We start from the raw sequence: 13,610 nt of genomic DNA, 5'->3' as shown, positions 1-13,610 counted from the left end.
GGTCCCTCGATCCCGTCCCGCAATCTCTCGAACATCCCGTCCTCCTACTCGCGGCCTTCGGCCGCCAGAAGAAGGAGGGAATTTCTCTACCGATTTACGCCCTCAAACCCGGAAGGATTTCGGAGAGGAAAACACGAGGCGTACCGAGCCTCTCGCCCCGTACACGCGTCGAACGTCGTCGCGATGTCGCGCCCCAGTTAGGATCCTTGTGAAGAACGAGCACAGAACGAGCACAATTTGGGCAAACGGCCGACACTTCTGTGTGCGTCCTCTAGCGCCTGCACACAGAAAATCGCGCCGCTTCGGGCTATTTGGTGGTGCCGGAGCCGGGACTCGAACCCGGACTCCCCTGCGGGAAGGGGATTTTAAGCCAGGACTTTGCGCGCTGACGCGACGACGTCAGCCGAAGAGAACCAAACGCAACGCGGGTTTCCGCCACTGGCTCTTGGTTCGTTTCGTACCGCGTCGGTTCCAGTTCGAGCACAAAACGAGCACAACTTGTCGCGAGATCTCGGGCGGGAGATGGCTGGGCGACGGTTCGCTTCAAGAAAGCGGACAGCGAACGGACGATCCGTGGGTCATCTCGCGTGTCCGCCGCTTTTGACGCTGGGCAAATCGGTGGCGCCGCTCTTGGGGTCAGACAGAAGGCGATCGAGGTCCTGCTGGCAAGCGACAAGCTTGTTCGTCCGGCAATACACAGTGTAGCGTTCGAAGGTCTCGCGCAACTCTGGGAAACGGGATTCGATCTCGTTCCTCCGCTCCGGTCGCGCCGCATGCAGCAGTCGAGCGAAGTAAGCGAACTTGTCGGCCAACGCAGGGTCCGTTCCACCCGCGTCGCGAACCAAGGCACGAACGATTTCGAGGTCAACGTGCTTCCCGTCGCCGAGAGGAAGAGACTTCCGCCACACCTCCTCGGCCCGCGCGAACAGAGTTCCTGCCTCATCCAAGCGACCGTCTCGCCGGCACATGTCTCCAAGCTCGTAGTAGGCCTCCCCCACGATTGGCGCACTACTTCCAGCGCGTACTCCCTCGTCGATTGCCGCTCGAAGGAATGACTCCGACCACGGTCGGAACCCTCCGTTCTTCTGCTCGATGCCGGCTTGGAAGTTGGCCACGACTCCGATGTCGTTCACTTGCCCCATCAGGAGATTGCGCATGTCCGACGCTGGCATCGCATCGACGTATTTCCGTAGAGCCGGGACCACGCTCGGGTCACCGAGGAAACGAAACCCGTGAATGGCCCTGTAGAAGTCCTCTGGCTTCAGGCCCAACGTTGTCGTTACGAGCTCGGGCGTGTAGTCCCTGGCCTGGAGGATACCCAACGACATCACCAGGTCGGCGCGGACTCGGTCGTCTCCAGAATCCAGGCGTGCGCGCAGGATCGGGATGGCCTGACGGACGTGCATGTTTGCCAAAGAGCCCGCAGCACCGATCAGCTGGTCGGCATCGGCAGTGCTGCCGGCCAAGAACATCAGGAAGGCTACGGCCCTGGGGGTGCCGCTAGCGGCGATTGCACCCATCGCCCAGTTCTGACACAGCCGCGGCTCCTTGCGGCATTCGAGGAATTTCGCACCCGTGCCCTCGACAATCCCGGCGAGACATGGGAGCACGCGGTCCCCAGCTTTGACGAGCCTCGGGCTCGGCGAGGTCATCCCACACCTGGCTCCCTCCGCCGGCTCCATCGGTGAGCCGACGAGGAACTCGCGGCGAAACTCGCGCGAGCCGCACTCCTCGATGTCGGCCAGAGCTGGCTGCAGGGCCACGAACGCAAAGGCAAGTGCAAGCAGACGAGGCGCGATCGGCCTTCCGTGGAAGCCCTGTTTTGGGGACACTGCCTTACCTCGCCGCTGTCTTGCTCGACAGTACTTCGTCGACGTACAGTCGCGCGACACCGCTGATCGCTTCTCGCTTGAGTTCCTCCAGAAGCTTGCGCGCCGCGTCCTGTTCACCCACCTTCAGCAAGCGTTCCGCGTAGAGAATCAGGGCGATGTCGAAGTTCTGAAACCGACTCCGACTGGCACGAAGCCTGTCCATCAGGGCTTCGGCCGGCGCGAGCCGGTCCCTGAGCGGCACCGGGCCGGAACCCTCGGCGTAGAGAACTTGATCGACCTCGCACACGACCGCATACGGCCAGTAGGGTGAGTCCGGAAATTCCTCGACGATTCGTCTAGCATTCCGGTACAGCTCGTACACGCCGGATCGCCTTTTTTGTAGATCCCCGGCAATCAGGTTGAACACGTCACCACTCCCGGGCGTGATCGTGAACGCCCAGAGGTTTGACTCGATTGGGCCACGCACGAGCTGCGAAGGTGGCAGTACTGGATGCTCCTTATCCAAGTCCTGCTCCGGCGCGTAGTTCGGTGCAGAGATTTGAACGGTGTAACTCTCGGAGTCGACGAGGTTCACCACGTCCAACAAGTTGGCGAAGAATACAAAGTGCCCCTTAGGACCGATTCGCTGAATCTGATTTCGACCGCGGGGCCCGCGCGTTACCAGCTCGACAGGGCGTCTAACCAGTTCGCCGTTTCGAGTCCGAGTCGTCAAGACATCGAATCCGAACATCTCTCGCTGCGCAACTCCGATCTCCTCCCCGGTTTCGTTGTAGTAGTCAACCCAGACGTAGATTGGTTCTGCCTGAACGAAGGACGTTTTTGCAGCCGAGATTGACACCTGGAGAGCAACGCACGGAGTCGAAACCGCCACCAGCAAGGTGATGGCGAGAAGCGTCCTAGTCTGCATGGTCGCGACCCTGCCCGCCTGCGTCTCGGAAGTCGCGAAGAATCACCTGCTTCGAAGTTGCCGCGACACCTTGGACCGTCATTTTGTGCACCCTTTGAGGCCGCTCCCACCACGATTAGACCGAGCTCCAACCGGTTGGTTCCAAGGGCTCGATCTCAGGATGCAGATCGGCTGTTGTCCGCGATTACGGACCGTCGATCCCAAGGAACTCCTTCGCCCAGGCGCCTTCACGCGTATCTGTGTGGCTGGCAAGCTGCCGAAGGAGCTTGCGACCCTCGTTCCCCTTCCCAGAGGCAATCTGGTTGACGCCAATCGCAAGCCTGAGCTGTCCTGCAGAGGGGAGATTCGGGTGGTTCCGCAGAATGCGTTCGGCGCGCTCAATGCGCCAGTTCGCCAATTCGGCTCCTGAAAGGCTGGCCCAACCGTCGGGCGTGTCCGAATCTGGGACCGAGCCCCAGCTGAGGAATTGCCCGCGCTCGATGATCGTTCTGACCCTGCTCGGGTCTGATTTCCCTATGTCGATGTAGGGCAGCAAGGCAAGTGCGGCGTAGCGCGACCCCGGGAATAGCCTGACGGCAGCCCACGACATCGGCGTGTCGTTATGCTCGCGAGCCCAGCTCAGAGCCTGCGCGTCCACTCCGCTTGGCTCGTTCACGTCGATAGAGACGATGGTCGATGTGAGCGCTCCCGTGAACGCGTTGTCCGGCGCTGCGGTGCCGCCCGCCGATTGAGCGGGTACCGCCAGACGAGTCTCGGCCTGAAACCGGTACCGCGCCGGGACTTCGACCCACTCCTTGACGGCACCGTGCGCGTCCACCGCTGCGCTCGGGCACAGGAGGGGAAGTGGACCCAGCTCAACCTCAGCGCCGTGCTGAATTCGAGTCCAAGGGACCGCGCTTACCCCAGGGCAGACCGCAAGGCTACTCTTACAATCGAACCACCCATCGTCGGTTTGGATTCGGAGTCGCGGCCGCGAAGCAGACGAGAGCGCGATACTCACGGGCTCAGCGCCGTGGTTCACCAGAACCAGATGAAGATCTGGTGGCTCGAGCACGAGCTGCTGCGCCGTCGCGGATCGAAGCTCAAGATCAACGCCGGCGCCGAACGCCCAACCAGTCGCGAGAAAGGCGATCGCGACTACGAGTGGCCTCATGGTGCAGGGTCTCCGACGATCGAGTCATCCTCAATAATATAGGGTCGCGGATCCTAGGGTAAGCAGATTACAAATGCGGTATCGGCTCTGCGCCACGTGACGGTGGTTTTTCGGGAAGTGACGGCATCGTCGATCTCCGTCCTTGAATCGGTCGGAACGACCAACGTGCATCGAACATACGCCGTTGCCGCCGCCGCATGTGAGGTTCGAACCAATCGGTGTTGCACGTGCACAACACGGGCGGGCGCGTGTTCAAGGCGAATGCCAGAGGTGGCACGACGAGTACTTCTGGCCGCGCTAGCTGGAGGCTCCCTCGAAATACCGGACGAAGAGGGTCTCCCCACTGGCGGCACCCCGAGGGGCCGATCGGCATCACGTTGCGGCGCGCTTCCCTTCCCCTTGACTTCCTCCCCCACCGATGGCCCTGTCAGGCGGGAGGTCCCCATGCCCCACCTCGCCCCGCCTACCCTGACCACCGCCGAGCAGCAGGCCATCCTTCGCGCCTGGCGCCGGGGCTATCCTCGGCCGGTGGGGAGTGCCGGTATCGGAAGCGGCCGCGTAGCCGATCCGGGTTCCGCTCGCGCTGATCTGGACCCCGGCAACTCGCCGCGGTAGTCTTGCCCTCCAGGAGGGCGAACCATGGACCGTCACGAGGCGCTCCGTCTTCTCCGAGGCGGCCAAGAAGGCATAGCAGAATGGAACCGCCGTTACCAAGAAGCCGAGTCCGTGCCGGACCTTCCCCCCGAGGACCTCCGCGACGCAGATCTCCGCGGCGCGGACCTCCGCTACGCGAATCTACGCTACGCGAACCTCCAAAGCGCGGACCTCGGCATTGCGAATCTCCGCGACGGGAACCTCCAAGGCGCGGACCTCCGACGCGCGAACCTTCAAGGCGCGTATCTCGGCACCGCGAATCTCCGAGGCACGGATCTCCGCGGCGCGGATCTTCGTGCCGCATTCCTCGACGAAGCCAACCTCAGCTACGCGAACCTCAACGACGCGGACCTAAATGGCGCGGTGCTTGGCGGTACAGTCTTCGGCGATGTTGACCTCTCGGGCGCCGGTGGCCTCGAATCTTGTGTGCACATTGGTCCAAGCGTCACAGGTCACCGAACCCTGGAAATGTCCAGACATCTTCCTCTGAGGTTCCTTCAGGGTTGTGGGTTGCCGGACGTGCTTATTGACAACATTCCTGCGCTATTTCACGGAGCGGCGATCGAGTTCTACTCCTGTTTCATCAGCTACTCTTCGAAAGATGAGGAGTTTGCCCGCAGGCTCCACGCCGATCTCCAAGACAAGGGAATCCGCTGCTGGTTCGCAGCTGAGGATCTGAAGATCGGCGAGCGCACTCGCGTCGCAATCGACGAGGCAATACGACTTCGCGACAAGGTACTTCTAGTCCTCTCCGACCATTCGATTGGGAGCGGTTGGGTGGAACGCGAGGTAAAGGCTGGCCTTGCTGAAGAGAAGCGGCGCGACACTACCGTGCTCTTCCCCATCCGGCTCGACGATGCAGTGTTTGATTGCCCGTACGATTGGGCAACCGGACTGCGGCACGAGCGCCACATCGGTGACTTCAAGAACTGGAAGAACCACGACTCATACAAGCAGGCGTTCGATCGCGTCGTGCGCGACCTGAAGAAGCCCGCCGCGATCGCGGCGGCGGAGTGACCGCGGAGCCGCCTGGAGCCTGATCGCGTTGCAGGCGCGGCCAAACGCGTTGCCGAGCACCTCGAAGAACTTGTCGCCCGCCTCGATCTGCTCGGGCTCGATGGCGAGCGTCGACAGTCCCTCGCCCCGTTCCTTCGCCAACCGGTTTGCGTCGGCTGCGTAGTCGAGTCTGAACCGGAGTGTCCGTCGCCAGCTGCTCCCTTGACTTCCTCCCCCACCGATGGCCCTGTCGTGGCGGGAGGTCGCTATGCCCCACCTCGCCCCGCCGACCCTGACCGCCGTCGCGCCTCGGCAAGGCGTAGGATGCTGTCCACCATGACGGGAGGCGGTATGTCGGATCAACCCAACGACCCGTTGGCCAGCGGTTCCCGCTCTGTGAACTTCTTCGAGAACCAGTTCCAGCGTCAGGTGCGAGAACAGGAGTTCGCTCTCAATCCATTCGAGATCCTGGCGATCGGCTACGTGGCGGGCGAGGTCCTTGATCTCGGCTGCGGACTGGGCAATTTGACTCTTGAAGTGGCAAAACGGGGTTGCCGGGTCGTGGCTGTGGACGCGAGCCCGACGGCCTTGGCGCGAATCCGCCAGGTGGCCGAGGAGGAATCGCTCCCCGTCGAAACCGTTCTCGCGGATCTTGGGACGTTCAGAATCGCCCGAGAGTTCGACACGGTTGTCGCCATTGGACTGCTCATGTTCTTCCGGCGTGAACGGGCTCTGCAACTGCTAAGTGACATCCAGGGGTGCGTGCGTCCTCGTGGCCTGGCCGCGGTGAATGTCCTCGTCGAAGGAACGACGTTCCTGGACATGTTCGATCCCGACAACTACTACCTGTTCGGGAGCGAGGAACTGCGCGAGCACTTCGCAGGCTGGGACATTCTCGTCTGGCGCGCGGAGACGTACCCGGCCCCGAACGGTACGGTCAAGAAGTTCACCACCGTGATCGCCGAGAAGCGCGAGCCGCCAACGAAGGGAGGGTGAACCCCATGCCCCACCTCGCCCCGCCGACCCTGACCGCCGCCGAGCAGAAGGCGATCCTGCGGGCCACGGCCACCAACCTGCGCGACCACACCATCTTCTCGATGGCCCTCGGGACCGGCCTGCGGCTCGGCGAGCTGGTCGGCCTCAACGTCGGCGACGTGTTCAACACGGACGGCACGCCCCGGGTCCGCGTCCGCATCCGCCCCGAGATCGCCAAGGGCGGCCGTGCTACGGACGTATTCCTGCCGGACCGGCTGGTCGTAAAGCTGAGGCGGTTCTGGCGGTGGAAGCGGGACCGCGGCGAGGATCTGGTTGCTGGCGCTCCGCTTTTTTGCAACCAGTCCCGCCGCCGCATCTCAAAGCGCCGGGTCCAGTTCGCGTGGCGGCAATGGCAGAAGAAGGCAGGGTTCGACCGGCTGTACCCGTTTCATTCGCTACGGCACTCGGCCGTGACGGCGGTGTACCGGGCCACCCACGACCTGTTCCTGGCGCAGAGGTTTGCGCGGCATCTTAGCCCGCTGACGACCGTCATCTATACCCATCCGAGCGACGAGGAGATGTCGCGGCGGATTCGAACGCTGGCCTGCTGAAGCGGCTGTCCAGCAGCCTCCCTCTCGAAAACTGTTGCTATCCCGCAACCTGCGGGCGTAGAAGTATCCTAGCAGAACGTCCGTTGCCGGCCGTCTGAGCGCGTTTGTGGTCGCCGTTCTCGGAGGCAGCATGGGGTTCAAAGGAGGGCACACATGAGGCTGCTTGATCTTCTCGGAATCGGCAAGCGACCTGCAGCAGCCCGGACGCCGAAACAAGAACTGCCATCCGCGCCGCGGAAGGTGCTCGTCGAGTACTCCGAGGACCAGGGCAAGCGCGGACCTGACTGGATGCAGAACAATGTCGATCCCATCCTCGGACTCCACTTCAGCCCGCAGCCCCGTGACCCCGCATGGAGCCAGATCACAGCCGAGAACGCGGCGGCCTACCAGCTGTGGTTCCAGCGGGCTGTACTGAAGGCGAAACTCTATGAAGCGCACTCGTCAGAGTCCCTGGTGGGCGAGCGCGCGGAGGCCGTCTGCAACACCGCCTTTCAGGCGAAGGAGCAGCATGGCCTCAACCCGATCATCATCCTCGTGCTGGCGCACCTCTACGTGGAGGCCGACCAGATGATGCGAGGGCTGCATACGGTGGATTGGGTTGACTTCATGATGACGCGCCCCAATTGCGCGCCAGCCCCAGAGGACATCGCAAAGTTCGTCATCGACTTCTACGGCCTCCAGCGGGCGTCGTAGTCGCCTGCGCCGCCGCCGCCCTCGTGATCTTCGACACCTTCTCGAGCAGTTTCGGCGAAATGCGGAGTGGAGACGCCTCGCAACAGAACTGAGTCACCGTGACGGGACACGCTCCGAAGCGGGGTACCTCGAGAGAGGCGGGATCGGTCGGTCGGAGCGGGTGGGCCAGCGCCACCAGCGCGCATGCAGCCTCTTCCGCCGCATCCTCTCGCAATTCGGCAGGAACCGACCGTCGACGCGCCGCTCGGGCGCAGAGGTTGTCGCGGTAGGGACGCCGGTTTCCCGGCGCCCCCCGCACAGATCCGTGCATGCGCTACTAACGCACACGGCTCCTGCCTTGGGTCATGACGGCCAGGTGCTGAATGGGATAGGGATGACAGATGTGAGCGGGTGGGAGCCATTGCTGACATAGACGCCGCATGCGCTCCCACGACAGGCGGCTTCGCTGACTGCGGCGCTTCAGTGCCCGCCACCACAGCCAGATGACCGCCCCACGGAAAGAACTGATGGCGCCGCTGTTGCGAGGGACACCGTAGTAACGCACGTGTCCACCGACAACCGACCGCAGATAGGCGCCCAGTTCCGGGATCGGCCGATGCCTCCGGCGTCTCAGCTCTTCCTTGACCGCCTTCAGCTTGGCCTGCCACCTCTGGCGCATCGTCTGCCGAAGGACCACGAACTTCTCGTTCCGGGTCCATCCGCAGATGTGCGTGAAGCCGAGGAAGTTGAACGTCTCGGGCTTCCCCGCGCCACGCCTTCTTCGCCGGTCCGCCGCATACCGGCCGAACTCAATCAGCCGGGTCTTGGCGGGATGCAATTCCAAGCCGAACTCCCCCAGCCTCAGCCTGAGTTCCGCAAGGAGCTGCTCAGCGTCGAGTCGATGTTCGAACCCCACCACGAAGTCGTCGGCGAAGCGCACGACTACCACGTTGCCCCGTGCCTGCCTTCTTCTCCACTGGTGGACCCAGAGGTCGAACACGTAGTGGAGATAGATATTCGCCAGCAGCGGGCTGATACTCCCGCCCTGGACGGTTCCCACTTCACTCCGTGTCCGCTTTCCGTCCTCCAGCACGCCCGCGCTCAACCATTTCCGGATGAGCCGCACGACGCGCCGGTCCGCCACGCGGTGCTCGACAAACTTCGCCAGCCATCCGTGATCGAGCGTGTCGAAGAAGCTACGGATGTCGGCGTCGAGCACCCAGTTCACCCTCCTCGCCTCGATCCCGACGGCGAGCGCATCCAAAGCCTGATGCGGACTGCGCCCGGGTCGGAAGCCGTACGAGAAGCCGACAAAGTCCGTTTCGTAGATGGCGTTGAGCACCTCGACCACGGCACGCTGGACGATCTTGTCTTCCAGCGTGGGAACGCCGAGCGGCCGCTGCCGCCCGTCCGCCTTCGGGATGTACGCCCGACGAACCGGCATCGCCCGGTACGCTCCCCGCTTCAGCCTCTCGGAAAGATCCCGGAGGTTCCCCTCCAAGTTCTCCCCGTAGTGCTGCCACGTCTCGCCATCGACCCCCGCGGCGGCGTCCCTCTTCACAGCCAGGTACGCCCCCCGAAGCCGATCGACGTTGTAGACGTGGTGAAGGAGCGCGGTGAACCGCTGCTTCCTGTCCTTCTGCACTGCCTGCCGCAACCGCTCGAAGGCGCTGGGCGCACTGGTCCGGCTCTGAGTCCGGGGTGCGTTGCTCTCGGGCAGTTTCCCCTTGGCCAGCCCCCTTCCCTCCACCACCTCCGCAGCCGGTTCCTCGGCCTTGTTCGGCGGCTTCCCCGGTACTACGGGGCTGTCCGACTTCCCGCGCCCGTCCATCATCGGCGTACGTCCTTGGACTTCCCGATGCGGCCTACGACGCCCATCGTCGCAGGCGGACGCGGGATCTCCCGGTTCCCGTGCGAGGTGTTTCCGTACATGCGCGGGGTCTCAGACCGCGCGGGGTCCCGGCGTATCTCGTGAAAGCGACACGCCGGACGTGGCCTTCCGCTCCTAGCGACGGCGTCGGCACCCCGAAGTTCCACATATTTCGCGGCTCAATACCCGACCTGTACGTACCCCTGGCCAACGCTTCACCCCCGCCCTCACAAGCGACGGCGCATGGTTCGGGGCCGGCGTGGGTCGCTACCCCTTCGCCGTACGACTCTTGCATTCGCTGCACCTCGCCGGTTTTGACCGGCGCACCGCCCGACACGTCAGCCCGCTGACGACCGTCTACACCCACCCATCGGACGAGGAAATGCGCGGAAAGGTACGGGGCCTGGCCCGCTGAAATGGCGGGCTTACGCGGGGCCGGGTCGCTTGCCGGTGCCGCGACAAAGCAGGCAGGTGCCGGCTACGCCGCACGCGTCCCACAGGTGTTCGAACGAACCGCCCCGTGAGGCTTCATCATCGCCACCCAGACAGTCCGGCCGCGAGAAGCGACGACGTGCTTGAGCCTTCTCGTCGCCGAGCCGTCACTTAATCAGGCTCATGGCCTTCTTCCGGTTCTTGACCGTGCGCCAGATGGGCGCCAAAAACCGTTCCGGCTCGGCAACGCTGTAGTGATCGGCCGTGGTGAACCAAGAACCACCCGGGCAGGCTCCAGCGCTTCTATCTCTCCGACTTCCCGGTGCCTGACTGTTGCTCGAGAAGTGCCTTCGCCGCCCCTTGGAACCGATAATCCATGTCTGCGGCTAACGAACGGAGCAGATCGTTTCGCCCGATTCGTTTCAATGCCTCAAGTGCTGGTATCGCACAGGTCGGGTCGCGGGCGTATCGAGCAAGCGCGGGCACGTCCTCGGAGAGCTGCGCGACGTATACCGGCACCGTTAAACTCCAGAAGTTCGACGGAGGGTTCTCCTGCGCCGCAACTCGTTTCAGGCCCGCCAAAGCCCGCGTGTAGTTCTGCTCCGCAACGACCACGACCGCATCTTCGCGCGCATTCCTCAGGCGACGCGGATCGGCACCCACGATGGGCGCCGCTTCAAGAAATCTCGCCAAGTCACCTAGGGCGTCGTGATCCCCAAGCCGTCCGAGCGAAACGTCGATCTCAGTCCGCGTCATGTCGTCCGTCCCGGGCTCCGCTCGCCATTCGCGGTAGAGTCCAACGGCTCTGTCGCGGTCGATGGCCTGGATCAGATGGAGCGCCCAATGCGCGTTCGCTGGGGCCGCTTCATTCCGTTCCCACATGCCGACGGCCGCAGGCCCCTGTCGATACAGCGCAAGGAGGCACGGCAGGATCTCCGACCCGTACCCCACGATCTTCTTTCGCTGGCTCTCCACGCTCTCGCCATCGATTCCGCCACCTCCGGCGTACACGCCGCCGACCCATGCCTTGAGCGCTGCCCTCTGTTCCGAATTCAGCGCGTTGCAGTCCGCGGGGGCGGACGCCGAACATGCCGATGCGAGGAGCAGCAACAAGACGCCCGTGAAGCGCATCAGAACAACTCCACGAATCGACCCTCGTCCGTGTTGGTCCGCATGTTCTCGCATTCGCTTCCCGCGCCCTTCGTCAACCGAATGCCACCACACGCGGTGCCATACATGAGATACCGCTCATCCGATAGCCCCACGCACTGCGCGGGGTTTCCCGACGGATCCTCGCCACCACCGCGATGTTCGTCCGTAAAACCAGGCTGAACGTACTGGTCCATCACGAAATGACTGATCTCGTGGGCGAGAATCGTTCGACCTGTCACCTTGCGGACCTGCGTTCCAACAAACGGCCGGCTGAAGCGCGTGGCGATCACGCCACCGAGCGTTTCCGCGTCCATCCCCGCATAGCAGTCATTGGTGTACGCCGCGCCGGCCCGCCACGCAGGTCGCAGCGTCCCAGAACCGGGAGCGTCAGGTTCTTCGAAGTACTTCACGTAGTAGACGTTGAGCACCCGCGTATCGCTCGCACGCGAGGCTAGCAGAATCTGCTGTTCGTCCTGCATCAAGACCGAGCAGCCCAACCCGGTCCTTGTGGTCTGCGTTCGAACGACGCCGCCCCTGGCGTTCGGATCGCTGATGAACGAGATGTTCTCAAGGACGATATCGATCCCGCACTGACTGAAAACCGCCTTCGCCTGCTCGATCTGACCTTGAATCTCGGCTCGCACGCTGTCCTGCGTGTCTCCGGGGCCAAGAGCTTCATTCAGGACCTTCACGTCGAGCCGGATGGAGTCGTAGACCCGGAATCGATACACGTTCGTCTGATCCCCAACATACAGCCAGCCGTCATTCGTCGTGGGGTCCGTGTCGAGCGCGAGCCCACGAGGAGACGTGATGCCCGTGACCTTCACGCGAGATCTCGGCGTCGCCGGCGTCGTCCGAATCTTGATGACGTTGTTACCATCGCGGTTTGCCACCCAGAGGTCGCTGTTTGAATCCGTCTCGATTTGCGCTGGGTGATCGAGCCCCATGGCCGAAGTGAAGGTCTGGATCAGCGACCGAGCAGCGCTGTAGTGCTTGATCGTGCTTTGCGCCGTGAAGAAGAACTCGCCCGCGGTGTTGAAGGTGAATCCGGCCGGGTTCGAAGCCGCGGCCGTATTGTCACCAAGACCAAGTCCGGTCAACCACATGGTGTCCATGCCGGTGAGATTCCCGCGCCGTCTGATGCGATCGCCAGTGTGATCCAAGACGAAGGTCCACCCGTTGTTTGCGCCACTCTTGTCATACGCGAGCGCCCGCGGGTCCACTGGATCAGACGTCGCGGTACCGGACGGCCCCCACGACGTCAGGTTGCAGGTCGCAGGGTCAAGCTCGCGGACGTTTCCCACGCTGAGAGAAGACGTGTTGTGCGTTGAAGCGTTGAATGTGCCGAACTCATTCCTCGGTAGCCCGACCGGGTCCCCGATCCCGGAACCGCACTGCGTGAGCATGCCAGTTCCGTAGGTCAGCTTCCAGATTCGATCGTTCATGCCCTGGTCGCAGAGGAACACATTGTGGTTGGAATCCACGGCAAGGTGCGCCAGATCTTGCCTGGCGGGGTTGGACGCCAGGCCGATCGCGTAGTTCTGCCGTCGAGCTTTGGACGTGCCGTTCGGCGTGCTCACGACAATGCGCCCCGAGATTGCCGGCGTCGGGATCGCCGCGACGATCTGCGTCTCGCTGCACGAAGTGATAGCCCCCTCGACGCCACCGTCGAAAAATACAGTATCATCCGCGCAATTCGACGCGAAGCCAACGCCGTCGATCGTGAGCGTTTGGCCTTCGTACGCGGTCGCTGACGCGGCGGCCACCGAGTAAACCTCGGTCCGGGAATAGGCGTCCGACACCAGGTAGAAGTAGGTCTTCCCGTCGTTCAGAACTGCGTCTGAGATGGGGCCACCGAACGCGCTTCTTGTGACGTAGACGAGGTTCGTGGGCGCGAGAAAATTAGCATTCTCGCTCCGTTCCACTGCAAATGACGAAGTCCCGTCCGTCCAGTTCAGGACTACAGCACCGTTCGGGACGTCTTTGTTGACGGTAAGCGTACTCACCTCCGGCGGCGGCAGCGGTGTCTCGCTCGAGGCGTAAGCGTGCGAACAGCAGGCCAGAACCAGCGCGGAAAACCCGAGGCTTCGCAGGCAGGCAATAGCGAAACCAGTAACTCGAAGTGATGATGTTGAAATTGACATCGCGACCTCCGCGCTGGAAGAAACGGTTTACCTCGACCACTATACCGCTTGCGCACCGCGAGGCCAGATGATCGACAGGATTCCGGTTGCGTGCTCGCAACGCTCCGAAAGAAACGTCCCCCACCGATAGGAGGGGCGCGGCGTGTCTGACTACGTGATGAGCGACCTTATCCAACCGTGTCCACGAGGACACGAACCGCCAGTTCGAACAC

At 63.0% G+C, this 13,610-nt stretch carries 11 protein-coding genes; 5 read left to right on the top strand and 6 right to left on the bottom strand.

The features are described 5' to 3' along the window. Positions 1-212, top strand: a 212-nt coding sequence (locus tag LAO51_10645; GenBank protein MBZ5639194.1) for a hypothetical protein, incomplete at its 5' end; no start/stop codon positions are given. A 366-nt stretch (positions 213-578) separates the two neighbouring features. Here LAO51_10645 and LAO51_10640 read toward each other — a convergent pair. From LAO51_10640 to LAO51_10630, 3 genes are all read right to left on the bottom strand, one after another. Beyond that, positions 579-1,832: a hypothetical protein gene (locus tag LAO51_10640; protein MBZ5639193.1), complete on the bottom strand. Its 1,254-nt coding sequence runs from the start codon at positions 1,830-1,832 to the stop codon at positions 579-581. A gap of 4 nt (positions 1,833-1,836) precedes the next feature. Then, on the bottom strand, positions 1,837-2,739 hold the full coding sequence (locus LAO51_10635; protein MBZ5639192.1) for a hypothetical protein: 903 nt from the start codon (positions 2,737-2,739) through the stop codon (positions 1,837-1,839). A 184-nt stretch (positions 2,740-2,923) separates the two neighbouring features. Next, on the bottom strand, positions 2,924-3,892 hold the full coding sequence (locus tag LAO51_10630; GenBank protein MBZ5639191.1) for a hypothetical protein: 969 nt from the start codon (positions 3,890-3,892) through the stop codon (positions 2,924-2,926). A gap of 639 nt (positions 3,893-4,531) precedes the next feature. Here LAO51_10630 and LAO51_10625 point away from each other — a divergent pair. The 4 genes from LAO51_10625 to LAO51_10610 all read left to right on the top strand — a co-directional run bounded on the left by LAO51_10625 (position 4,532) and on the right by LAO51_10610 (position 7,821). Continuing rightward, positions 4,532-5,563, top strand: a complete 1,032-nt coding sequence (locus LAO51_10625; protein MBZ5639190.1) for a toll/interleukin-1 receptor domain-containing protein — start codon at positions 4,532-4,534, stop codon at positions 5,561-5,563. A 303-nt stretch (positions 5,564-5,866) separates the two neighbouring features. Next, positions 5,867-6,538, top strand: a complete 672-nt coding sequence (locus tag LAO51_10620; GenBank protein ID MBZ5639189.1) for a methyltransferase domain-containing protein — start codon at positions 5,867-5,869, stop codon at positions 6,536-6,538. Between the two features lie 5 nt (positions 6,539-6,543). Further along, positions 6,544-7,128, top strand: a complete 585-nt coding sequence (locus LAO51_10615) for a site-specific integrase (GenBank protein ID MBZ5639188.1) — start codon at positions 6,544-6,546, stop codon at positions 7,126-7,128. Between the two features lie 153 nt (positions 7,129-7,281). Continuing rightward, entirely contained in the window at positions 7,282-7,821 is a 540-nt protein-coding gene (locus LAO51_10610; GenBank protein MBZ5639187.1) for a hypothetical protein, read from the top strand. 316 nt (positions 7,822-8,137) lie between these two features. Here LAO51_10610 and ltrA read toward each other — a convergent pair whose 3' ends face one another. The 3 genes from ltrA to LAO51_10595 all read right to left on the bottom strand — a co-directional run bounded on the left by ltrA (position 8,138) and on the right by LAO51_10595 (position 13,398). Next, positions 8,138-9,634 (bottom strand): group II intron reverse transcriptase/maturase, encoded by a 1,497-nt coding sequence (gene ltrA, locus LAO51_10605; GenBank protein MBZ5639186.1) that lies wholly within the window; start codon positions 9,632-9,634, stop codon positions 8,138-8,140. 771 nt (positions 9,635-10,405) lie between these two features. Beyond that, positions 10,406-11,233, bottom strand: coding sequence for a hypothetical protein (locus LAO51_10600; protein ID MBZ5639185.1), 828 nt, complete (start codon positions 11,231-11,233; stop codon positions 10,406-10,408). Continuing rightward, complete coding sequence (locus LAO51_10595; protein MBZ5639184.1) at positions 11,233-13,398, bottom strand: IPT/TIG domain-containing protein; 2,166 nt, start codon at positions 13,396-13,398, stop codon at positions 11,233-11,235. The genes LAO51_10600 and LAO51_10595 overlap by 1 nt, the downstream gene beginning before the upstream one ends. Between the last annotated feature and the right edge of the window lie 212 nt (positions 13,399-13,610).

This window comes from Terriglobia bacterium (genome assembly GCA_020073205.1).
Classification (GTDB): Bacteria; Acidobacteriota; Polarisedimenticolia; order Polarisedimenticolales; family JAIQFR01; genus JAIQFR01.
The sequence above is the reverse complement of the archived record's forward strand: the minus strand, read 5'-3'. Positions and strand labels throughout refer to the sequence as shown.

Bases quoted from the DNA above. Each gene is read 5' to 3' on its own strand.
- ltrA (MBZ5639186.1), bottom strand. From the start codon at position 9,634: ATGATGGACGGGCGCGGGAAGTCGGACAGCCCCGTAGTACCGGGGAAG.
- LAO51_10595 (MBZ5639184.1), bottom strand. From the start codon at position 13,398: ATGTCAATTTCAACATCATCACTTCGAGTTACTGGTTTCGCTATTGCC.
- LAO51_10620 (MBZ5639189.1), top strand. From the start codon at position 5,867: ATGCTGTCCACCATGACGGGAGGCGGTATGTCGGATCAACCCAACGAC.
- LAO51_10615 (MBZ5639188.1), top strand. From the start codon at position 6,544: ATGCCCCACCTCGCCCCGCCGACCCTGACCGCCGCCGAGCAGAAGGCG.
- LAO51_10610 (MBZ5639187.1), top strand. From the start codon at position 7,282: ATGAGGCTGCTTGATCTTCTCGGAATCGGCAAGCGACCTGCAGCAGCC.
- LAO51_10630 (MBZ5639191.1), bottom strand. From the start codon at position 3,892: ATGAGGCCACTCGTAGTCGCGATCGCCTTTCTCGCGACTGGTTGGGCG.
- LAO51_10625 (MBZ5639190.1), top strand. From the start codon at position 4,532: ATGGACCGTCACGAGGCGCTCCGTCTTCTCCGAGGCGGCCAAGAAGGC.
- LAO51_10600 (MBZ5639185.1), bottom strand. From the start codon at position 11,233: ATGCGCTTCACGGGCGTCTTGTTGCTGCTCCTCGCATCGGCATGTTCG.
- LAO51_10635 (MBZ5639192.1), bottom strand. From the start codon at position 2,739: ATGCAGACTAGGACGCTTCTCGCCATCACCTTGCTGGTGGCGGTTTCG.